Here is a 22,206-nt window from a genome sequence, read left to right as displayed (position 1 = left end):
TCCCGTTTTTTCCATTTTTTCCATTCTTCCCATTTTTCGTGTGATAAACGTGCACGGCCAGGGCAATTTGCCTGGCCTTTTCTTTGTCAAAAGCGACTAGTCTATAGTTCACCTAGCCGCTTGAGAAGAGGAAAGGAAATGTACTCTACAGTTTAAATTGGCTCACCAAAACCTGAAGATGTTGCGCACACTCATCCAATATTTCCGAAGCACTTGTAATCATCTGTATCGATGCCGCTTGTTCTTCCATTGATTCCGATACTTTACCTATGCCTGCGGAATTCTCTTCTGTCATATGAACGGATTGCTTAAGTTTCTCTTCAACTTCAAAACGCATACTATCCATATCCAGACTGGATTCATTCAAGATCCGCACTCTCTCCTCAACTTTTTTGATAGCTTTGGCGATTTCTAAGTACTTCTCTTTAGTGACTCTCACACTCTCCACTTGTTCATGATTAATGTTCACTAATTTCGCCATCGTTTGCACAGCTTGAGCATTATCCCTTTTCAATTCCCTCACGATTCTATCAATAATGTTTGTGGATTCCTTCGATTGCTCAGCCAGCTTTCTGATCTCATCAGCAACCACCCCAAATCCTCTGCCATGTTGACCGGCCCTTACTGCCTCAATGGCCGCATTTAAAGCCAGTAAATGGGTCTGCTCAGCAATACTCGTGATCAGCTGACTAGCTTTTTCGATCTTTTTAGAACTTTCATTGGATTGGGTAATACTTGAATAGACTTCATTGTTTGCTTCACTGGATTCATTTGTAATAGTTGATAAAACTTCAATTATTAAAAGTCCGGAGTTTATTTGTTGATTTACATCATTCGTGGCTTTAGTCATTTCCTCCAAATTCCCAATATCCTCCATGATGACATTGCTTAATTCCCTGGATTTCTCGGAGCTTTCGCGAACAACTTGAGCCTGTTCCAGAGTTCTTTCGCTTATTGTTGTAGTATTCTTAACGACCTGCTCTATTGCCTGAGAAGATTGCTGGGCATTCAGCTTAAGCTCCTGAGATGAAGAGGCGACTTCGCCGGCTGATTTCTCAACCTCTTCAATAATACTTTTTAAGTTATCTCTGATTTTTGTAATTGCTCTCTCCAAGTCCCCTATCTCATCTTTGCGGGCTATCTCCACCTCATCTATATTGGCGCTTTTCAATTGATAGTTGGCAATTTCATTGGTGACTCCAATAACCCGACCGATGGGCTTACTTATGGATCGTGCCAAATAAATGGCTAAACTAATGGCCACTAATATAATGAATGCAACCATTATCCCCAGGCTTCTTCTCAGGTCGGCTATACTGCTATAGGCCTCCCCCTCTTCGACCTCAATAACTAAACCTGCGGGATAATCGCCAATCCTAGCTACGGATAGAGTGCCGATAACCGATTTTCCCGAATAACTTTTATAAGTAGTGGTTTTGTTGAAATCCGCCGTTTCATTGAGGAGTGGTTCAGTGAGACTATTTACTGCTTCAGTTGCAATTGAATCTTTTAGAGGAATATGTACGGAAGCTTGCTCTTTCATCGTATTGGTGAGAAGTAATCCTTTAGCATCAATTAAATAGGATTCTCCTGATATCCCCAGCTTATCGATGCCATTTTGAACTATTTCGTTGATTTTGGCTTGATTTAAAACAATATTAAGAACACCGCTGGGGGTTGTCTCATTCGGATTTAAATAGATAGGAGTAGCCAAAACAATGAGATTATCATCAATGAAGGTGTTCCTGAATATTGGCGACCAATTTTGCTCTCCCTTCATTGCTTTCTGATTAAAATCCCCGGAGAAGATGACGGGGGCTATGTCATTTTTTTCATAGTTATTGCTAAAAACTATCTCTCCGTACTTATTTGTAATAACGATATCCGTATAATCATGACTTTCTAAAGCGACATTGAGGAACTCCTTAAAATTCTGGTTTAACTCTTCCAATTCAAGTTTGGTATAATTGAAACCATTAAGTTTGGCAATTCCTTCACCGATAACCTTTGAGCCGGCTAAAATCCGGGCATCGGCTTCCCGGTTGTAAAAATAATCATTCATTCTTTCCTTGGTTAAGGTGGCATACAACTCATTGGCATTGATGATCTGTTCCTTGATTTTATTACTGGCATTATTCATAAATATCAGGCTTAAGACCATTAGGGGGATAAGTACAGTAAGCAGTACCATAAGTATTAATTTGTTATGAATTTTTAAATTATCTAAATGAATACCCTCAGCTTTTGAACCTATTTTTTTCATTTTGAACCCCCAACCCTAAACTATCCTCAGGGTCAGTGTAGCATTGGATTGTATGGGCTTCGTTTCTTTCATGTAAAGTTTGTGTAAACTATATGGCGATAATCTGGGCATTGACTTTGCAGGATTTTATATTTACATAATTTTTATATTTTTAACATTTAGATTTAACAATTGGCTGATATAGTAATGACAACAACATCCTTCTTACTTTTCATATAGATGAGGAATCTTCCTCGCACCGCTACCGCTTTATTTATAGCGGTATTTTTTTATCCATATTTTTTCCGAGAAATAAAAAGAGAGCTTATACTCCTTTTCAGGAATCGCAGCTCTCTTTTTCCGCTTATTTACGATTACGTAATCTGCTAGACTCTTTATTTAGAGATTGAGATCGGATCTTTTTCCAGTTTCCACATAGACGACTTCTTCAGCAATGTTCGTGCAATAATCCCCCATACGCTCCAGAAATCTTCCCACAAAAATAAGGTAGGTGGCTTGATTAATCGTTTTGGGCTCTTCCATCATGAACACGAGCAGTTCACGAAAGACTTGTGCATAGAGATGATCCACTTCATCATCCATTAGGGCCATCGCTTGGGCCGCTTCAGCATCTTCCGCCTTATACGCTTCGATTCCCTTGAGAACCATTTGCTGAACTATGTCGGACATTCTCGGTAAATCCACCAGGGGTTTCAGCAATTTCTGTCCACCTGTGCGAAGGGTATGTTTCGCCACATCAACTGATAAATCTCCTATTCTTTCAAGGTTGATAGAAATTTTGAAGGCCGCCACGATTTTGCGCAAATCCTTAGCGAAAGGCTGCTGTTGGGCAATTAAAAGCATGCATGTCTCTTCAATGTCTGCTTGAAGCTCATTGATCTCCAAATCCCCTGTCACTACTTTATTGGCCAGCTCGAAATCTTGATTAGCCAGAGATTTTACGGCAGCATCTACCCGGGAATTTACTTTTCTCCCCAATTCAAAAACTTTCTCATTAAGTTCTTCTAATGATTTGTCAAACATTTGCCGGTTAGCCAAATTATAAAGCCTCCTTTTTCAACTCATTGTCTCAAACCTATGCTCAATCTACCTATAGTAGATGCTGAACGCATCTCAAATACCATAATTATTTCTTAGTTAAGAAATATATTTATTATACCATATATCTTAACTTCATAAACACAACACTAGTGTTGCTCTTTAATTCCTATAGACTCTTAAAAATCTTTGGACTTGCTATAGTTTATAGCCAAACGGTAACCGACACCCCGCACTGATTCAATAATTGGGGAAATAGATTTAAGTTTACTCCTCAGGTTACTTATATGGACATCGACAGTTCTTGTATCCCCGCTTATGGTATATCCCCAAACTTTTTGTAAGAGGTACTCTCTGCTGAAGACCTGGTTGGGACGTTTCATAAAAATATGCAATAGATCAAATTCCTTGCCTGTAAGGGTGACATACTCTCCTTTTACCGTGACCATATAGCTCTCCGGCCAGATCTCTAAATCCCCCCAAGTAATAGAAGTGGGCTGGGGAGTTGAATTACGTTTTTCTTCTCTCAATCGAGCCTTAATCCGCGCTAATAACTCCCGAGGGCTGAAAGGTTTTGTGACATAATCATCAGCACCGAGTTCCAAACCAATGACCCGATCAGCCACCTCATCCCGGGCACTGAGCATAATGATAGGCAGGCTTGCTGTCTCCTGGTTCCCTCGGATTTTTTTGCACACTTCCAGACCATCTAATTCTGGAAGCATAACATCCAAAAGTACAAGATCCGGTTTCTCCTTGCTTAATAACTGTAATGCACAATTCCCTTCTTCGGCAATAATTACAGTATAGCCCTCACGTTGCAGATTGTAGGTTACAAGCTCTTGAATGATTACATCATCTTCAACGAGCAAAATCTTAACCATAATATCCTCCAAGACAATCCATTACCTATCAAAACAAACTTAGTTTATTCTTCTTATTTATCATAATGATTTCTTGTTAAGCCAAAATTAAGAATGCGTTAGCTTTATGTAAAGGTTTTGTGTTTTTTTACTACTATCATGGAAAATTGTCACCTTGTCCTTGTGACAGGCATAGATTATATCAGGTCCGGTTTGTCTGCCTTCATCCTAAACGTATTACTGTTCCCTCTTTTCCATTTAAAGCGGCTAGGCAAACTATAGACTGGCCGCTTATGACAACAAAAAGGCCAGGCAATTCGCCTGGCCTTCCTTTTATTGTTTTAGAAAATTACACCAAGAGCAATCAAGATAAGAATCGCAATAGCAATGATCCCAACTCCTACAAAACTACCAAATCCGCCGCCAGGACAACATGCTCCGCCCATTCCGCCGTAACCCATTCCGTACATAACGTGACCTCCTTCCAACTTTTTAATTTAAGCTTAGAATACGATACCCATAGCAATGAGCAGAAGAATGATTACAACTACGATTGCAATTCCTGCGCCTAAGCGTCCTGTTCCTGTTCCGCAAGCAGCTCCGTCAAAACCACCGAGTGTCATTTGAATTCCTCCTTTACCCGAAGATACTATAGCTTATGATGTCTCTATCGGAATTGCCACAATATGGTAAATATTAAGGCGTGATACAGTTGTGAAGATGTAGGTTATATGAACCCCACGATTACCAACACACTTTCGCTACTATAAATTTATCGTTCCTTTACACACTATTAACTCTAATTTGAGGTTCTACCGATAGAATCTATGTTAATATGAACTATTTAACAAATCGATCAGAAAGGATTCTTACCTATGATCAGAACCTCAAGTGCTCATAAGGAAGAACTATCTCATCTTCTTCAGGGTGGTTATTCTCTGTGGATACTCTATTTAGATATCGCCAAGTTTCACGAAGTCGAATTTCGGCAAGGCTATCGAGTCTGCGCTCAGATTTTGGATGAAGTGGTCAAAGAGATGAACCATACCCTTCATAATCATCTCCATCTATTTCATACCATCCTCCTGGATTATCAAGGGGGAGATGACTTTATCTTTTATTTTTCTCCCACTGAAGACACTCCCTGGTCCATATCCGAGCTGGTTTCGGAATTTGTCCCCCCTTTAGAATCACGAATCAATAAAAGAATCCAACGATTTGTTCAGGAAGCCTTGACTCTTCATGCAGGGTTAGTGGAATGCAACTCTCAACCAGGACGCAGTGTGGATTACTTACTCTATGGAGCTTTAAAAGAAGCCTTTCTCTTGAATAAATCTGAGCCCGATCCTTTATACTTTCCTCAGCGCAAGGAAGTCGATCGGATTCTGGAAGATCCCGATCACTATGTGCACTCTGCCTTTCAGCCTATCTTAGATGTCATCAGCGGTGAATTCTTCGGCTTTGAAGCTTTAGCCCGTCTGAAACAGCCCAGCTCTTTCACAAGCATCGCTGACCTTTTTCCTTTTGCCGATAAGATTGGCAAACTCTATCCTGTGGAAACGATTTGCCGTCGAACGGCTATTGCTAATTCCTCGCAAATTCTTCGCTCCAATGAGTTTCTTTTTCTTAATGTAGAACCACAAGTGATTACCGACCCTGAGTTTTCTTCAGGGCAAACACGAAAACTTCTTGATGCCCAGGGTTTAACCCCCTCAGATGTTGTCCTGGAAATTACGGAACGCAGTGCCATAGAAAATTACGAGACCTTTCGTGAAGCTTTAGAGCATTACCGAAAACAAGGGTATCTTATTGCCTTGGATGATGTAGGGGCAGGATACTCTTCTCTCCAATCCATTGCAGAACTGCATCCCGATTTTCTTAAAATAGACCGCTCCTTAATTCAGGGAATTCATCTGGATCCTACGAAATGGGCACTCTTAGAAACTTTCGTAACCTTTTCCCGGCGGATTGGCTGCCGGATTCTCGCTGAAGGAGTGGAGACCCCGGAGGAAATGCAGACCGTGGTCCAGCTGGGGGTAGACTACGTACAAGGTTATTTTATCGCTAAACCCTCCTTTACCCGTCCTGAACTTAAGGATCAAGTCTCCCGAATTGTGAATTCACACCAAAGGCTTAGCTTTAATTCTGAGAAGACCGTTTTGAATATTCTAGAACCCCTGCCCCTGGTTGCCCCTCAGACCACTGTCAATGTTGTCAAAAATTATTTTGAAGTACATTCCAAGGTTTGGTTAGTCGGTGTTGCGGATCAGGGAGTGCTGCTGGGAGTGGTCCAGCGTGACAAATTATATACAGCCCTAGCCACACCTTATGGGGTCAGTCTTTATAGTCAACGGCCCATTACAAGTCTTATGAACAACAAGCACCTGCTCATTGAAGAAACCACCCCCATCGAGGTTGCCTCCAGTTTAGCCATGGCCCGCTCCGACGCCCATCTCTATGATGGTATCGTCGTCGTTCAGCAGCAAAAACCCATCGGCATGATTCGGGTAGCTTCCCTGATCAAAGCCATGTCCGATACTCAGATTCAAATCGCCCGGGGAGCAAGTCCACTAACCGGGCTTCCCGGAAATATCGCTATTGAACAGCAATTGAAATTACGTCTGGCCGGCAATAAAACCTTTGGTATTATTTACGCTGATCTGAATCAATTTAAGCTGTTCAATGATACCTACGGCTTTCAGCATGGAGATTCTATTATTAAAATTCTTGGAGAACTTCTGGTCCAAGAATCTCAGAAAATCGACCCTCATGCTTTCACCGGTCATGTGGGCGGGGACGATTTTGTGATACTTTCCAATGACTCGAATATCAGATTTTTAGGAGAGCATCTCTTAAGCCATTTTCAGCAACGGATTGAATCGATTTATGGAGCTAAGGATTTAAGCCTGGCCTTAGCCGGACTGGTCGTGGATGCAAATTCCAGTGCTCCTTTGACGGCAACTATGATCTCAGAAGAATTAGCGGTATTAAAAAAGGAAGCTAAGTACCATAAAGGGAACTATCTTATTCTTAAAGACTATAAGAAAGCATAAAGGACTTAACCCCTTCATTGCTCTGAGAGGGTTAAGTCCTTCTTAAATTCAGACACTCATGTCTAGTCTTTGGTGTCAAGCTTTACACTTTTCAAATCGCTCTGCTACATCAGACCAATTGACGAGGTTCCACCAAGTCTCTACCCAGGCTGCCCGCTTATTTTGGTATTTCAGGTAATAGGCATGCTCCCAGACATCTACCGTAAGCAGTGGTACAGCACCCCATTGAGTGAGATTCTGATGTTTTTCGGCTTGAAGTATTTCCAGTTTTCCAAACTCAGGATTCCAGACCAATACTGCCCAGCCGGACCCTTCAACAGCCACGGCGGCAGCAGAGAATTGTTTCTTAAACCCTTCAAAAGAGCCAAAGTCCTGGCTGATTCTTTCTCCTAAAGAGCCGGATGGAGTCCCGCCTCCATTGGGGGTCATGTTCATCCAGAATAAGGTGTGCAATAAATGTCCGGAGCCATGGAAAGCTAATTCCCTTTCCCAGTGCTTGACCAGACCAAAATCTCCCTTTTCGCGGGCTTCAGCAAGCTTAGCCTCTGCATTGTTCAGTCCATCCACATAGCCTTTGTGGTGGATATCGTGGTGAAGTCGCACTGTAGCTTCGTCATAATGGGGCTCCAAAGCGTCGTAAGCATAGGGTAGTTCCGGCAATTGATATGGCATATCCTTTCCTCCTTATATATTATTTTCCAGTTAACTCTGATGCTATTATCTTCAATTTCACTGGAAATATTAAATAATAATGCTATACTAGGGGAAAAACTTGTATTATAGTATCCTTATATACAAAGAGTCCCTTACCAACATACTTTAGTATTCTTTACCAGGAGCTTTTCTCCTCCTTCATTCTTCATTAAAGGATGGATTATCCACAATTTTTTATATCGACAGCAAGAGATTGACCTAAATTATACTGCTGGGAGGAAAACAGAATTGGAAGTAAAACCGCTAAAAAAACTAAAACTCTATGGGTTTAACAATCTTACCAAAACCCTGAGTTTCAATATGTATGATATATGCTATGCCAAAACTCCGGAACACCGGGATGCGTATATACAATACATTGACGAAGAGTACAACGCTCAAAGACTGACCAGTATCGTGACAGAGGTGGCTCGTATCGTTGGAGCCAACATTTTAAATATTGCCAAACAAGATTATGATCCCCAAGGGGCCAGTGTAACCATGCTCATTGCCGAAGAACATTTGGACCCGGAGAGCCCGAACGATAATCCCTTTGATCCCATGTATACCGATAAAGAGGGGCCTCTGCCCGATGCAGTGGTCGCTCATTTGGATAAGAGCCATATTACCGTGCACACCTATCCGGAAAGTCATCCCCACGGTGGGATCTCCACCTTCCGGGCGGATATTGATGTCTCCACCTGTGGGCAGATTTCTCCATTGAAAGCCCTTAACTTCCTTATCGAAAGCTTCGCTCCGGATATTGTGGTGGCCGATTATCGCGTACGTGGCTTCACGCGGGATGTGGATGGCAAAAAAGTCTTCATTGACCATAAGATCAATTCTATTCAAAACTATGTCGATCGAAAATACCGAGATCTATACCAGATGATCGATGTGACGGTCTTCCAGGAAAATATTTTCCACACGAAAATGATACTCAAAGACTTCGACCTGGACAATTATCTCTTTGGTACGGCTAAAAAAGAGCTTTCCATCAGTGATAAACGAAAAATCAAGCAGCGGCTTAAGAAAGAAATGGCTGAAATATTCTACGGAAAAAATATGCCAAGAATCTAGAATGCTTCATCGTCAGAGGTCCGATCGAAAACAATACCCTGCTCCAATTCTGGAGCAGGGTATTGTTTTCGATAACTTTTATCATAGTTTAGCTTGTAAAGATTCTGCCTTTTCATCAGAGTTCAGGGGAGTGGCAATGCGCTCCAGGTTAATCTTCCCTGCAGCCATGGAGATATCCATTTCTATCTTGGTCCTGGCCTCTTCATAGTTCGGACTTACCCAATCTTCTGAACTCAAGATCAGGCCCTTTCCGGCAAAATTTGTTTCACTGGCAAACCCACTGATCTTGATCTTTAATCCTACACTCTCCGGCACGACAAGATTAAGCTTGGCAGCGCCTGTACTTAGATCCAGCTTAGTCCGTCCCCCGGTATCACCGAATCTCAACTCTATATCGCTGGCACCGGTGCTGACTTCCAAGTTTTCGATCTGCAACCGGCTAAAGTCCATAGCTCCTTTGACAGCGCCTGCATTGAGCTCCACTTTAGTATAGTATACTTGATCGGAAAGATTGAGCAGAAGCTTATCCTCACCTGAACCGGCTCTTTTTTCCGAATTGAATTGTAGTTTCGTGGTATCCCCATTGGTTTTATAGTTAAACTCAGGCGCACCGAAATTTGCGCGTCCACTCCATTCATAAGTTCCTTCAACCAATCGATTCGTATCGTATCTTCCGTCCACTCCCCGGACACTCATATTCACTCCCCCCAAATTCAGGGCGACAGTGGCCTTTTCAACATGAGGATCTAAGGGAGCGTATAGTCCCAGAACATTCCCTGTTCCGTGAGGACCCGGGATCGGTTTATCCAGTGAGGGATTTCCCCAAATAACCGAGTACCCTACAAGCCCGATAAGAAAGGCCACGAGAACAGCACTGAAAGGAATACGCTTATTAAAGAACAAGGCAAGTCCCGCGAAAATCAAGAGTAAAGGCCAAAGGTCAAAAACATTAATCCAGAAGTTCCAAGGCAAAAAGCCATACATATTGGCAAAAAAGACAATCCCCAGCAGAATCAAAAAGATCCCTCTAAACACAGAATCCACTGTTTGGCGCATCTTAGTCCCTCCTCAAAATAATCCCAATACCGATGACGATCAAAATGAGGGGCCACATTTTTCCCCAATTGAAGACATAGGGGAACCACTGATCCAATAAAAATATGACTCCCAGAATCATCAGCCCAATTCCTATATACCGTTTTCTCTGGGATGGGTTGGCTGCCCTTAAATCCTGGGCAAAACTTTGCGCAGAATTGCCGATATCCTGAACACTTTCTTTCATCTCATCCACCACATTTCCACTAGGGTGATAGGATACTCCTGATCTGTACCCCGGATTCACAGGAATCACAACCCAGGCAATGATATAAAGGAAAAAGCCCACTCCCCCCATGAAGAAGGTAAGCAGCACCACCAGTCGGATTAAGGTGGAATCGATATCAAAGTAATCTGCAAGCCCCCCACAGACCCCACCCAATTTTTTGTCTGTTTCTGAGCGGTATAATTTATCTGTCATGATCATCCCTCCGAAGCTTATTTATCATTTACATCCTTATTACGTAAGATGATTCGCAATTGTTTCAGTCCGTTCTTAAAAACTTTTTATTTAAGAAGAATGTCCACTGTTCTGCTACAGCTATTGCGTTCCTATAAAAATATGATTAAAATTTAAATATAAACCATTTTAATCCGTGCCGCTCTTAGAGAAGGAGGCCCCCTATGAAAATTAAAGAACCGATGAATACCTTGACTCATTTTATCCCCTTTATTGCCGCTTGGTTTGGACTTGTTTCCTTAATACTCCTATCCTACGGAAGCCTCTCCAAAACTATTACCATGACCATCTACGGAGCAAGTATTATCGCTTTGTATGGGACCAGTTCGCTGTATCATGCCCTGAGAACCACCCCCAAAAAAGAGCTTACTTTACGTAAAATCGACCATATGATGATCTATGTACTTATTGGCGGCTCCTATACACCCGTGTTTTACTATGGTTTGAACGGAGCCTGGCGTTGGGTCATGCTCATCGCCGTCTGGATCCTTGCTTTGATCGGTATCGTTCTGAAGATATGGCTTATTAACGCCCCGCGCTATGTGTCCACAGCCTTTTATGTAACCTTGGGCTGGATCGCCCTGGTCCCCATTGTGCAATTGGTCCATAACCTCCCTTTGGGTGCCCTCATCATGATGGTGGCTGGTGGGGTAATGTATACTTTAGGGGCTATTATCTACGCTGCCAAAATCCTTCGGATACCCCGTCTGCACCTTGGCTTTCACGAAATCTTTCATATCTTTATTGCCACCGGGACTCTGATTCACTTTCTCATGATCCTGATTTATTTTGTCCCCATGGCAAGCTGATATTAACTCTATAGGCCTAAAAATCCCCCTGGGCATACTTAAACCCAGGGGGATTACTCTTTCCGAAAAACTTATTGAGACTTGCCTATTCGAGATTTTCAGCCAGACGCTTACCTAACTCCACGCATTCAAGAAGATTCTCTTCGCTGGGGGTCCAAAGAATACGGACACCATCGTCGATAACCTCAAACCCAGCTTTCTTGAGCTCTTCATTCAGTTGCTTGATCACTTCGCCGCTCCAACCATAGCTGCCGAAGGGAACCGCTTTCTTATTCCTAAATTTCATCCCTTTCATCTCTTCCAAAATCGCCGCTATCGAAGAGAGGTAACCATTGTTGACCGTCGGAGAACCTACTGCAATAGCCTTGGAGCGGAATATCTGAGCGATGACATCAGTGTGATCGGAACGAGCTACATTATAAAGCTTGACTGTAGTATTGGGGTTAGCCGCACGAATTCCCTGAGCAATGGACTCCGCCATTTTGCGTGTGGAATTCCACATGGTATCGTAAAGAATCGTAATTTGATCCTCTTGATATTCATCAGCCCACTCTAAGTATTTATGCACAATCTGGAGAGGATTGTCCCGCCAAATGACCCCATGACTGGGGCATATCATGTTTATTGGCAGTTCCATCTTTACGATCTCTTGAATTTTGGCGGTGACCATTTTGCTGAAGGGGTTCAGGATGTTGGCATAATATTTGAGGGCTTCAGCGTAAAGCTCGCCGGTGTCCACTAAGTCGTTATACATATGTTCGGAAGCAAAGTGCTGGCCAAAACCATCATTACTAAAGAGAATATTATCCCCGGTTAAATAGCAAAACATAGTATCAGGCCAGTGAAGCATTCTGGCTTCAATGAAGACGAGCTCCCGGCTTCCGATATTCAGGCGGTCCCCGGTCTTGACCTCAACGAAATTCCAATCCTTGTGATAGCTCCCTTGAAGAATCTTTTTTCCGTTGGCAGTACAATAAATCGGAGTATTGGGAATCTCCTCCATAAGAAAGGGAAGGGCTCCGCTGTGATCCACTTCATTATGGTTCATGATAATATAATCAATTTCTTTTAAATCAATTTCCTGCTTTAATTTGTCTACAAACTCACGCCCGAAGGGTTCCCAAACAGTATCAATCAATACGGTTTTTTCATCACGAATGAGATAAGAGTTATAAGATGAGCCCCGTTGAGTAGAATACTCTTCTCCATGGAAATGGCGCAGCTCCCAGTCGATTTTACCTACATATGTAATGGTCTCATTGATTTTAAAGGACATATACATTCTCCTTTGTCTTTTTGAAACTAATGTAATATAGATTGTCCAAAAATGCAAGGATTTCAGGCATATTCGAAATGAGTTATTGATCCTTTTTAATAAGTAAGCTCCAGCTAGAGTAAAACTCCACCTGAAGCATTTCTCATTGATAAGGTTTATATCTATCACTAACAAGTCGTATGATTTAGGGACTTGTAAAGAAAACCAGCCCCATAGAAAATGAAAAGACCAGAAACAGAACCTGGATAGCGACTAATATCCTTGCTGTGATGGATTCCGGGAAAACAGAGCTGCCTGTAGTAGCAAATGTCGTAATACTAAAATAGAGAAACGTAATAAACTCCTCAATAGGGTCATCTTCCACTTTCACATCAAAGCTGCTCTCATCCAAACGGTAAAGCCAAGTATACACTGCTGCAAAATATAACATTTGGACAGCAATCGTACCGGTAATAGACCAGTATACATCCATAAGATGTCCATCGGCTAAGACAAGAACTGAATAAATATAAGAAGCGAGTCCAAGTGTCACAATACTGGTAAATACAACGCTGCCAATCTTACCCGATGCAGATTTACCCTCTTTCTCTTCTCTTCTTACCCCCCTGAATATCGAAGTAAACAAATAATATGCCACCGTCCCTGCCATGGCCGGAACCAGTAGCCAGACATTTGATCTTGCAGCTAAGCTTGCAGCTATTTTCTCATTAGGTTGCTCTGCTTCCGGGGAAAGAATCGGAGTAACCCGCTTAGTATGACCGAGGAAACTAGGTCTTGGATAACTTGAGAAATAAGAATCTGAGCGAGATGAATAATCTCCTAAAGGTCCACCATACACTAATCATCCGCCCTTCCCGTCCGTACTTTATATGGTATTATATTCCTCAGAAAGGGCTAAGTTACTGCTTTTGGCAGAAATTACACATTTTATAGTGGACAATTCGGTCATTATCCAGCGACTCTCAATCCGTTTTTTTTACTTTTGTACTTGTTTCACGCTTTCAAAATTCCTAAGTTCGGAAACGGGGACAAAGCGATATCCCTGCTCCCTCAGCCGATCAATGATCGGCCCTAAAGCCCGGATGGTTTGCTCCCGTTTCTCGCCTCCATCATGAAGCAGGATGATTCCCCCAGGAAAGCTGGCATTTACCACGTTCTGAACAATCCGTGCCGGTCCCGGATTCGTCCAATCTTTACTGTCTATACTCCAAAGAGTTAAAACATGCCCTTGTGACTTTACTCCTGCCACCACCGCGCTTGAGACAACTCCCCCCGGAGGCCGGTAAAAGGTCGTGCGTTCCTGAAGCAGCTCATACAAAACCTCGTCAGTGCGTACGAGCTCCTGAACAAATTTACTCGTCGTATAACTGTGGGAATAGCCATGATTGGCAATCTCGTGTCCCTCTTCACGAATCCGTTTTAATAAATCCGGATTATTTTTTGCATTCTCCCCTAAGACAAAGAAAGTGGCTTTCACATCCTTCTCCTTGAGTACATCGAGAATATATCCCGTATAGAGAGGATCCGGTCCATCATCAAAGGTTATGGCCATCACTTTTTCTTCCGTATGAACTAAATAATAGGTTTCCGGATTTTTCGTAATGGTCGGAAAAGTCAAATCCATAGTGCGGACACCAATCCCCAGCAGCACGAGCCCCAGAACCATAGCGCTCAACCGTATACCCTTGCGGGTAAAGATTATGACACGCAAATCCACTCCCCCTCTTAGCCCATGTTTAAACATATGCACTAAACCCTTTTCCAAATACAATTCTCTAAAATAAAAAATCTACAAGGGGGAACCTCCTTGTAGATATCTTAAATCAACATTATACTATTACTATGGTTTTAAAAGGCTAATATCCGTTATTGAAATACCCTAAATTGCAAGGAGTATCGAAATGACCTCAATCCTTATTGCCATAGGCGGTGCTCTCGGAGCACTCTCCCGCTATGAACTAGGTCTTTGGATTACCAACCGCTGGAATCATCCTTTTCCCCTGCCGACATTTATCATCAATATAAGCGGAGCTTTCCTGCTAGGTTTTCTTAACATCCTTTTTATCGATAAATTAAACCTATCCCCCCATTGGCGTTTGGGTATCGGTGTAGGCTATCTCGGTGCGTTTACCACCTTTTCCACCTTTGGCTTTGAGGTTTTTACTCTATTAGAAAAAGGGCAGTATACTACTGCCCTCTCCTATGTTCTGTTAAGTATTCTGGTTGGATTATGCGGGGTTTCTTTAGGGGTCGTCCTGGCACGCTGGTTATTCTAAAGCTATTGACGGGGTGCCCACAGCATCACAGACACTCCGACCAGACAAATCGCTGCCCCGACCCAATCATAGGTATCCGGCATCTTCTTGTCCACAGCCCATCCCCATAACACGGCGAGAATAACGAAAACACCCCCGTAGGCGGCATAGACTCTGCCAAAGCTGGGGAATTTCTGCAGGGTAGGGATAATCCCGTAAAATACCAAAATGATGGCTCCAATCACACCGTACCAATAAGGTCTTGCTTCTCTCAGCCAAAGCCAGACCAGGTAACCTCCGCCTATTTCGGCCAATCCGGCAAGAATAAATAAGCTGGCAGCCTGAATCATAGGCATTAACCCTTATAGGTATGCCAATGGATTTTTTCCCTTAGGAGTTCATCCTCGGTGTGCTCTCCCCGGGTTTCAGCGGGATAGCCCAAGGATACGATAGATTCCACCTGAAGATTGTCCGGAATATCCAGAAGCTTTTTTACATACTCCCCGGCAGGAGTGCCGTCCTGATAGTTCCGTTCTCTAATCTGGATCCAGCAGGATCCCAGCCCTAAATCCTGAGCTTGCAACTGGAGAATGATGGTGGCAATCGAAGCGTCTTCAACCCATACATCGCTTTTTTGAGGGTCTGCACAGACGACAATCCCCATCGTGGCACCTTTAATGGGTTGAGCTCCAACTTTAGCCATTGACAGCTTTTCCAAGACTTCCCGATCCTCCACCAAGATAAATTCCCAGGCTCTTGTATTGCGCGATGTGGGGGAGAGTAAAGCTGCACGAATCAATTGCTCCACTTTTTCCTTCTCAATGGGGGCATCCGTGTATTTGCGAATACTCCGGCGCTTTTGTAAAAGCTCTTTCATATCCATAGCTATCATTCCTCTCTTGCTTTTATCTTGTCTAGCACTACAGGTGGAGATTCACTCCACCTGTAGTTTTATTATATCATAATTAGCATAGGCTTACTAAAATTCACAGAATTTTGTACTGAGGTAGTTTTATCATACTTACCCCAGATTTGAAGCATCCATAAGATGAAGCATCTTCAGGCCCATCTCCAGTTCAAGACGATTTTTACTGTCTTCTAAATCCAATTGGCCAACTTCCTTTATCCTCTCCAAGCGATAAAGGATGGTTTTATAATGGATGAACAGTTCTTTGGCAGCCTTACTGGCATTTCCGTTGCACTCCAGAAACACTTCCAAGGTTTTTAGGAGCTCAGCTTCATTTTCCTTATCATATCTGAGAATTTTCAGAAGTGCTTTGGGAATAAATTCCTCCAAGGAGTTTCTCTCGGCAAATTTACAGAGAATACGGAAGACCCCTAACTCCGAAAAAGCCACAATGGAGCTTTCATTATTGATCATACCTCCATAGCTCAAAGCATCTAAGGCTTCTTTATAACTGCGGGGTATTTCCTCTGCTCCGTGAGCCAAATCTCCGATTCCTACTTCAACAACCAGCTTCTTCATCCGTTTCTTGACCTGCTCTTGTGCTTGCTTAGCAATTTTCTTGATCTTTTCCAAAGAATTTTCCTGAGGATTTGTCCCAACTGGCCAAAGCAAAACAATAATATCCACTTTATTGCCGATAATGAAGTCCCGAGTACGAGTTTTTATGACTCCCGAAATAGTTGACGTGATTTCAGATTTAATGCTCTGCAAAGCCATCTTTTGTTGGGCGCGATGCTCCACATGATAAGCATCAAGATTCTTTAAATCAAAAAGAACCACATAGTAAGGACGATTGAGGTCCCATTCCATGAGATTGATGCGTTCTTGCGCATTGGTTGAACTCAATTCTCCTGAAAGAATATGCTCAATTAAATCATTCTTAAACTTATACTCCACTTCTTTAACAGCAAAGCGCTTCACCATATCCAAGGTCGTTACGGTGGCGGCCTGTTCAATACTAATGAAATCCATCTCCACAATAGGTTTATTAAGCTCCACAATGGTCAAATATCCTTTGAGCTGATTGAAAGCCTGAATAGGAACGACTACCTGGGGAATACACGGTCCGTCAAGATCAGGGTAGCATACTGCTTGACGGTAATAGGAAAATTTGTCATTCAGATTCTCCCTTAAGGCAAATTCTTCAGGTTCCTCAAACCGCTCTATTTGGGAATTGGTGCTGTGAAGACATTTAAAATTTTTATCGTAGACGACGACCGGATTGCCAACCAATTCTTCAAGGGTTTGGCAGATCGCTGCCAATCCCTCACACTGCAAGGCTAAGGTTGTAAAACGTTCCTGAACATCTTTATAATACTTAAGCTTTACTACCTGGGAGTTAAAGAGCTGCTCCATAACCGGATACATGATATCCACAAAACGAACACTGCCATCCAGCTCAATGACAGGCAATCCATACTCGTTGGCCGCCTCAATAATCTCAGCCGGAATATCATTGACAAACCGTCGTACTTTTATAGCTAAGGCCGAAACCTCTTTCGTGGCCATTTTATGAATAAATTCCCGGTAGTCCAGCCCTTCACCGGGGCCGGAGTATAAGCTGGTGAGCAGAAGTTCTCCTCCCGATAGCCAGTTGACAATATCCGGCGCTTCGATGATAGTAACACCCTTGACTATATTATCAAGTTTTTGATAGCCCGCAACCACTTGGGAGGTCTTCAGGGGGCCCACCTTCAGCAGATCCTTGACTGTAATCTCCAATGTTACCACCTCTTGCACTGTATTATTTCTTGTCAGACTCTAAGGCTCTTCTATGAGGCATCCAGTATTCGCGTCATGCTGGGGGACGCACAGTAGAAGAAAAAGCTCTTCGGGTCGGGTAGCTTTACGCACAACGAACCTTCGGGCGTGAGCTCCTGAAACCCACCTGCGCCGCTTAGTTCATCTTTGTGGCCAGGGCGGCTTGGGCGAAACCATTCACTGGATGGTTTCGTCACCGGAGGCTTTCTTCATCGGAGCTCACGTACTCCATAGCTCCGGGGCTGGTCAACTCGCTTTCTTAACAGCATCTGCAGCGGATAAGTACCCTTTGGGGTGTGCCGCTTTGAGCGAAACTGTCCACCGGACACTTTCGTCGCCAAACCCCGCTGCTTTCTGCATGTGAACCGGTGGCTTCGCTACGTCAAGAAAGCTTTGTTGACCCGACCGCTCCTCCGCTTAAAGAAAGCTTGGCTTATGGTGAGTGAAGCGAAGCAGAAGCCTTAGCTGCCTTATACACAGTGAAATCCGTTCGCTTTTGTGCGTAAAGCTACGCTAGTAGGTCTTTTTCAGCTCTCTTTTGAGGCCTTCTCCGGCTTTTTTTCCATCATCGGCTATGCCGCGGAGCGGCACCAGCCGATGATGGAAAAGCTGTCCGGGTCGGGTAGCTCCGCGTAACTCAGACCCAAAAGAGTTGCCCAAGGATTTTGCTTTCAGGCAGAGAACGAATTTAAGCGAGCAGGGTAGCAATCTTCGCGAAAAGACTGCAGCGGAGTCGGGTTGGAAACAGGACGTTTCCAACCGGCTATGAGGCAGGAGCCGATTTAGCCGGGTACCCGACGCAGCGGAGGTCTTGAGCGATTAGATTGCTCCGCGCAGCTTATGGAGTGAACGCCGAAAGCAAAATCCTGGAGAATCAGCTTTCGATTCTTCTTCAGAACCCGACTCAACTACCCCGCTTAAAGCTTAATATCCCGATTGCAATCCTTAGTATAGATATACGTAAAAGGAGTACGCCCAACACCATAGCAAGCTTGAGGAACATAAGGACCAAACCAAATGAAGTCTTCCTTCTTCACCGGAATCCACTGGTCATCGATAAGATAGACCCCTTCCCCTTCCAACAGGTAAAGTCCATGCTCCTGGACATGAGTCTCAATAAAGGGATGACATCCCCCCGGCAAAAAGCTTAAGACGTGGAAGTTGACATCAAAACCTAAATCGGTAGGGAGTAAATCCTTAATCCGTACATTCTCCATCCCGTCATAAGGTGCATAAGGCATATCGTTGAGACGTCCCACGACAATCCTCGCTGAATATCCTTCTACAGGACGATAACGCTGTTTATAAAGAAGCAGTTTCCAGGATGCATCCGAATCATTGCGAAGTTCCATCCCCAGGGATGCCGGAGCGAAGACATAACCGCTTTCATCAATGCTATACTCTTTTCCTTCCACCAAGACCTTGCCTTGGCCGCTCAAGCAGTAGACAAAGGTCTCGATTCCCTCTTCCATAAAGGGCTTCACTGTGCCGCCGCCAGGCAACACCTCCACAGTATACATAGCGAACTGTGGGCCATAATGAGGAGAGGCAATAATACTTACATGACATTGCTCAAGATTGGGAAGCACATTTTTCACCCGCCCCTCAGGAGGGATCAAGGCATACCTTCCATGTTCGACTACAGCTCGTGTGGATAAGAGATCATTAGGATAACCCATTTTAAATTCTCCCTTCTATTTTAGCATAAGAAGTTTTCAAATTGATATTATATTCTTAATGTTCGCCATAAAGTTAAGTTCCCCTTTATCCTAAGATGATAAAGCGATTCCCTATATTACGAAGTTATCTTGCCCTCATTTCCTAAAAAAGATGAAAAACTTAAGAAATTCAGCTTCTTTCTTTATCTTAAAATGATAAAGGAAGATGAGAGCCCATCACGAATATTCAAAAAACAATGAGTCATTTGCTGAATAATGAACTCAATTACCCTGCAAAGGAGATGACCTGCCCATGAGCCGACTGCTTAAAGTTGAAACCTTGACCAAAGAAGCCTTTAGTCCCTTTGGTTATCTACTCTGTCCTAACCCCGGCATCCCCCCTTTCAAAAATACCCCTCCGGTCTTTACCGATCGGATGCCTTTTGAGGTGGATGAAGGCCAGTCTGAATTTGTCTATGCTTTGCTGGATCGCAAAGAATTTACGTTTTCCAATCTGGAGCGCCATCTTAAAATGACCCAAGGCTTCTTTATGATGACCGGGGGACCGGCCATTATTACTGTAGCGCCTGCTACGGATCCCCATGACCCCGAGTCTTTGCCCTCTTTGGACTCGGTACGTGCCTTCCTTTGGGAGCGGGATATGTGCTTTGTTCTCCATCGGGGGGTATGGCATGGTCGAATCCTTCCACTTGAGCCGAAATTTGCCTATATCCTGGCTACCCGCAAGGAGACTTCAGACGAATCCATCGCCCCTCTCTATGATGGTGATGTCCAAATCCGCGAATTAGGAGAAACTTTTGAATTGCAGCTTTAATTTCGCCTCTAAAGACAACTGTTCACTTTCGAACAGTTGTTTTTTTTTATAAAATGAGCATGAGACAATCCGCATCCGGATCATCTCACGCTCTACTTTATTTTATCCTTTTCCTAATCCCTAGACTTCAACCACGCACATGATTTCGACTGCAGCTCCCCCTGGGAGTTGGTTCGTGCCCAAAGCCATGCGGGTATGCCGTCCCTTTTCCCCAAAACAGGTGAGAAGCAGTTCGGAAGCCCCATTCATCACTAAAGGCTGCTGGGTAAAGTGTTCCGCACTGCGGACATACCCAATAACCTGGACAAATTGCTTAATAAGTCTCAAATCCCCCAGATACTCCTTCAATGCCGCCAGACAGTTGGTCATGGCAATCCGGGCTGCTTCCTGCCCCTGCTCAACTGAAAAATCCTCGCCGACTTTACCTAAGAAAACATACTCTCCTTGGCGTTTCGGGGTATGACCGCAGACATAAAGCAAATTCCCCGTGCGAATGACCCTGCTATAATAGCCATCCGGTTCGGAAGGAACAGGTAACTCCAAACCATACCTTAGCATTAAGATCTCTTCAATCTCAAGCATGAAGCTTTCACCCTTTCATGGTTTATACCTTTACTGCCGTATCCAACAGAATATGATACAGTACATTAACCCCATCGGCGCAGTCTTCCATGCTGCTCCATTCGGCAGGATTATGACTGATCCCATCCTTAGAACGAATGAAAATCATGCCGATAGGACAGATATTGACCATTTGCATGGCATCATGGCCGGCACCGCTGGGAAGGCAAAAATACTCCAAACCGATTTTTTTACAAGCTTCTTTAGCTGCCATTTGGAATTCCTTTGAACAAGGAGCCGGCGGAATCCGTTGCAGGATTTCTGTCTCCAACTGAACTCCTCTTTCCTGACAAATCCTGGCCAATTCCTTAAATAGTGCAGCCTCCACTTCATCACTGACCTCTTGTGAGGTATCCCGAAGATCCAGAGTAAATTCGACACGGCCAGGAATAATATTAATTCCTCCAGGAAAAACATTAAGCCGACCGACCGTAGCTACCGTACTTCCTGTTTTTTTGGCTTCTCTCTCAATAACCTGAATCATTTCCGCTGCAGCCACTAAAGCATCCTGGCGGAGATTCATGGGAGTAGCCCCCGCGTGACCCGCTTCCCCTTTAACGATAAGTTTCATCCATAACTCATTAACAATCCCCGTAACGATCCCCACGGAAAGATTATTGCATTCCAAAACCTTACCCTGCTCAATATGGAGCTCAATAAAAGCCTTAAGTTCTTCCGGATTGCGAATGGCGTCTTTTATTTTATTGGGGTCATAGCCCTGATTGCTCATAGCCTGCGCCACTGTCATTCCGTTTTTATCTTTCATTTCCAAATCTTTTTGGGTAAGGTCTCCAATCACGCCGCGGCTTCCGAACATACTGAAGCTAAACCGGGATCCCTCTTCATCATTGAAGGCGTAGACTTCAATGGGATGCTCAGTCCTAATTCCCTGCTCACTGAAAGACTGCAGTACTTCGATGGCTCCAATGATGCCAAGACCCCCATCAAAGATTCCTCCATCACAGACCGTATCAATATGAGAGCCTGTAAGAACCACCGGTGCACTGGGATTCCGGCCTTCCCAACGGCCAATCAGATTACCCACAGCATCTTCCCTTACAATCAATCCGGCTTCTTTCATATAGGTTGTGACTAAATCTTTAGCAGCTCGATCTTCGGGGGTAAAGGCATGCCGAGTCACTCCACCCGATTCTCTGCGACCTATTTTTCCTAATTCCTGTAAGCGCTGATTAACCCGTTCACTACTAATCATAAAATGCCACCTCTTCACAGCTGATAAACATTGAATTGTCTTAATATTCTTATCCCTATTTTTTATTAATTCGGGCTTATTGTCTTTGGCAACTTTGGATAATTATCTCCTTGCAATTCTATCCTTTTACTATTCACCCTTGTTCAATTCAAGGCAGACACTTCCCAGGATCCTTATCACACCTAGTTAAAATTTCTCTCTCACAGCTTGGACGCCTTATCCAAACTCACTAAAAAATTTGAAGGCATTATCTTTTAGAAACTTAT

At 43.6% G+C, this 22,206-nt stretch carries 21 protein-coding genes; 5 read left to right on the top strand and 16 right to left on the bottom strand.

Annotated elements, in window-relative coordinates; translation table 11 throughout:
* Positions 1 to 145: 145 nt before the first annotated feature.
* From DESDE_RS05685 to DESDE_RS22700, 4 genes are all read right to left on the bottom strand, one after another.
* Complete coding sequence (locus DESDE_RS05685; RefSeq protein ID WP_014793088.1) at positions 146 to 2,263, bottom strand: methyl-accepting chemotaxis protein; 2,118 nt, start codon at positions 2,261 to 2,263, stop codon at positions 146 to 148.
* Positions 2,264 to 2,641: 378 nt separating this feature from the next.
* Positions 2,642 to 3,301 carry a phosphate signaling complex protein PhoU gene (phoU, locus tag DESDE_RS05680; RefSeq protein WP_014793087.1) on the bottom strand — a complete coding sequence of 220 codons (660 nt, stop codon included), beginning with the start codon at positions 3,299 to 3,301 and terminating at the stop codon, positions 2,642 to 2,644.
* A gap of 179 nt (positions 3,302 to 3,480) precedes the next feature.
* Positions 3,481 to 4,185, bottom strand: coding sequence for a response regulator transcription factor (locus DESDE_RS05675; protein WP_014793086.1), 705 nt, complete (start codon positions 4,183 to 4,185; stop codon positions 3,481 to 3,483).
* Positions 4,186 to 4,505: 320 nt separating this feature from the next.
* The gene (locus tag DESDE_RS22700; protein ID WP_014793085.1) at positions 4,506 to 4,634 is read right to left on the bottom strand and encodes a hypothetical protein; all 129 of its coding nucleotides are present in this window, start codon (positions 4,632 to 4,634) and stop codon (positions 4,506 to 4,508) included.
* Between the two features lie 405 nt (positions 4,635 to 5,039).
* Here DESDE_RS22700 and DESDE_RS05665 point away from each other — a divergent pair, with 405 nt between their 5' ends.
* Entirely contained in the window at positions 5,040 to 7,217 is a 2,178-nt protein-coding gene (locus DESDE_RS05665) for a GGDEF domain-containing protein (RefSeq protein WP_014793083.1), read from the top strand.
* A gap of 75 nt (positions 7,218 to 7,292) precedes the next feature.
* Here DESDE_RS05665 and DESDE_RS05660 read toward each other — a convergent pair whose 3' ends face one another.
* On the bottom strand, positions 7,293 to 7,889 hold the full coding sequence (locus tag DESDE_RS05660; RefSeq protein ID WP_014793082.1) for a superoxide dismutase: 597 nt from the start codon (positions 7,887 to 7,889) through the stop codon (positions 7,293 to 7,295).
* 270 nt (positions 7,890 to 8,159) lie between these two features.
* Between DESDE_RS05660 and speD the strand changes: the two genes are divergently transcribed.
* Positions 8,160 to 8,990 (top strand): adenosylmethionine decarboxylase, encoded by an 831-nt coding sequence (gene speD / locus DESDE_RS05655; protein ID WP_014793081.1) that lies wholly within the window; start codon positions 8,160 to 8,162, stop codon positions 8,988 to 8,990.
* An 81-nt stretch (positions 8,991 to 9,071) separates the two neighbouring features.
* Here speD and DESDE_RS05650 read toward each other — a convergent pair whose 3' ends face one another.
* Together DESDE_RS05650 and DESDE_RS05645 are read right to left on the bottom strand one after the other, a co-directional pair.
* Entirely contained in the window at positions 9,072 to 10,046 is a 975-nt protein-coding gene (locus DESDE_RS05650; protein WP_014793080.1) for a LiaI-LiaF-like domain-containing protein, read from the bottom strand.
* 1 nt (position 10,047) lies between these two features.
* Positions 10,048 to 10,506, bottom strand: a complete 459-nt coding sequence (locus DESDE_RS05645) for a PspC domain-containing protein (RefSeq protein ID WP_014793079.1) — start codon at positions 10,504 to 10,506, stop codon at positions 10,048 to 10,050.
* 203 nt (positions 10,507 to 10,709) lie between these two features.
* On the opposite strand from DESDE_RS05645, the gene trhA reads away from it, so the two are divergent.
* Positions 10,710 to 11,354, top strand: a complete 645-nt coding sequence (trhA, locus tag DESDE_RS05640; RefSeq protein ID WP_014793078.1) for a PAQR family membrane homeostasis protein TrhA — start codon at positions 10,710 to 10,712, stop codon at positions 11,352 to 11,354.
* 85 nt (positions 11,355 to 11,439) lie between these two features.
* On the opposite strand, the gene DESDE_RS05635 is transcribed toward trhA, so the two are convergent.
* The 3 genes from DESDE_RS05635 to DESDE_RS05625 all read right to left on the bottom strand — a co-directional run bounded on the left by DESDE_RS05635 (position 11,440) and on the right by DESDE_RS05625 (position 14,347).
* Positions 11,440 to 12,630 (bottom strand): anaerobic nitric oxide reductase flavorubredoxin, encoded by a 1,191-nt coding sequence (locus tag DESDE_RS05635; RefSeq protein ID WP_014793077.1) that lies wholly within the window; start codon positions 12,628 to 12,630, stop codon positions 11,440 to 11,442.
* A 184-nt stretch (positions 12,631 to 12,814) separates the two neighbouring features.
* Positions 12,815 to 13,468 (bottom strand): hypothetical protein, encoded by a 654-nt coding sequence (locus DESDE_RS05630; RefSeq protein WP_014793076.1) that lies wholly within the window; start codon positions 13,466 to 13,468, stop codon positions 12,815 to 12,817.
* 138 nt (positions 13,469 to 13,606) lie between these two features.
* Entirely contained in the window at positions 13,607 to 14,347 is a 741-nt protein-coding gene (locus tag DESDE_RS05625) for a polysaccharide deacetylase family protein (RefSeq protein ID WP_041917351.1), read from the bottom strand.
* Positions 14,348 to 14,531: 184 nt separating this feature from the next.
* On the opposite strand from DESDE_RS05625, the gene crcB reads away from it, so the two are divergent.
* Positions 14,532 to 14,906, top strand: a complete 375-nt coding sequence (crcB, locus tag DESDE_RS05620) for a fluoride efflux transporter CrcB (protein WP_014793074.1) — start codon at positions 14,532 to 14,534, stop codon at positions 14,904 to 14,906.
* 2 nt (positions 14,907 to 14,908) lie between these two features.
* On the opposite strand, the gene DESDE_RS05615 is transcribed toward crcB, so the two are convergent.
* From DESDE_RS05615 to allE, 4 genes are all read right to left on the bottom strand, one after another.
* Positions 14,909 to 15,235, bottom strand: a complete 327-nt coding sequence (locus DESDE_RS05615; protein ID WP_019849726.1) for a YnfA family protein — start codon at positions 15,233 to 15,235, stop codon at positions 14,909 to 14,911.
* Positions 15,236 to 15,240: 5 nt separating this feature from the next.
* Entirely contained in the window at positions 15,241 to 15,768 is a 528-nt protein-coding gene (locus DESDE_RS05610; protein WP_014793072.1) for a nitroreductase family protein, read from the bottom strand.
* 138 nt (positions 15,769 to 15,906) lie between these two features.
* Positions 15,907 to 17,574 carry a PucR family transcriptional regulator gene (locus tag DESDE_RS05605; RefSeq protein WP_014793071.1) on the bottom strand — a complete coding sequence of 556 codons (1,668 nt, stop codon included), beginning with the start codon at positions 17,572 to 17,574 and terminating at the stop codon, positions 15,907 to 15,909.
* A 956-nt stretch (positions 17,575 to 18,530) separates the two neighbouring features.
* Entirely contained in the window at positions 18,531 to 19,292 is a 762-nt protein-coding gene (gene allE / locus DESDE_RS05600) for a (S)-ureidoglycine aminohydrolase (RefSeq protein WP_014793070.1), read from the bottom strand.
* 292 nt (positions 19,293 to 19,584) lie between these two features.
* On the opposite strand from allE, the gene DESDE_RS05595 reads away from it, so the two are divergent.
* The gene (locus DESDE_RS05595) at positions 19,585 to 20,106 is read left to right on the top strand and encodes an ureidoglycolate lyase (protein WP_014793069.1); all 522 of its coding nucleotides are present in this window, start codon (positions 19,585 to 19,587) and stop codon (positions 20,104 to 20,106) included.
* 120 nt (positions 20,107 to 20,226) lie between these two features.
* On the opposite strand, the gene DESDE_RS05590 is transcribed toward DESDE_RS05595, so the two are convergent.
* On the bottom strand, positions 20,227 to 20,688 hold the full coding sequence (locus DESDE_RS05590) for a RidA family protein (protein ID WP_014793068.1): 462 nt from the start codon (positions 20,686 to 20,688) through the stop codon (positions 20,227 to 20,229).
* A gap of 22 nt (positions 20,689 to 20,710) precedes the next feature.
* A complete protein-coding gene (locus DESDE_RS05585; protein ID WP_014793067.1) occupies positions 20,711 to 21,940 on the bottom strand; it encodes a Zn-dependent hydrolase in 1,230 nt (409 codons plus the stop codon).
* Positions 21,941 to 22,206 lie beyond the last annotated feature (266 nt).

It is taken from the genome of Desulfitobacterium dehalogenans ATCC 51507 (genome assembly GCF_000243155.2).
Taxonomy (GTDB): domain Bacteria; phylum Bacillota; class Desulfitobacteriia; order Desulfitobacteriales; family Desulfitobacteriaceae; genus Desulfitobacterium; species Desulfitobacterium dehalogenans.
The sequence above is the reverse complement of the archived record's forward strand: the minus strand, read 5'-3'. Positions and strand labels throughout refer to the sequence as shown.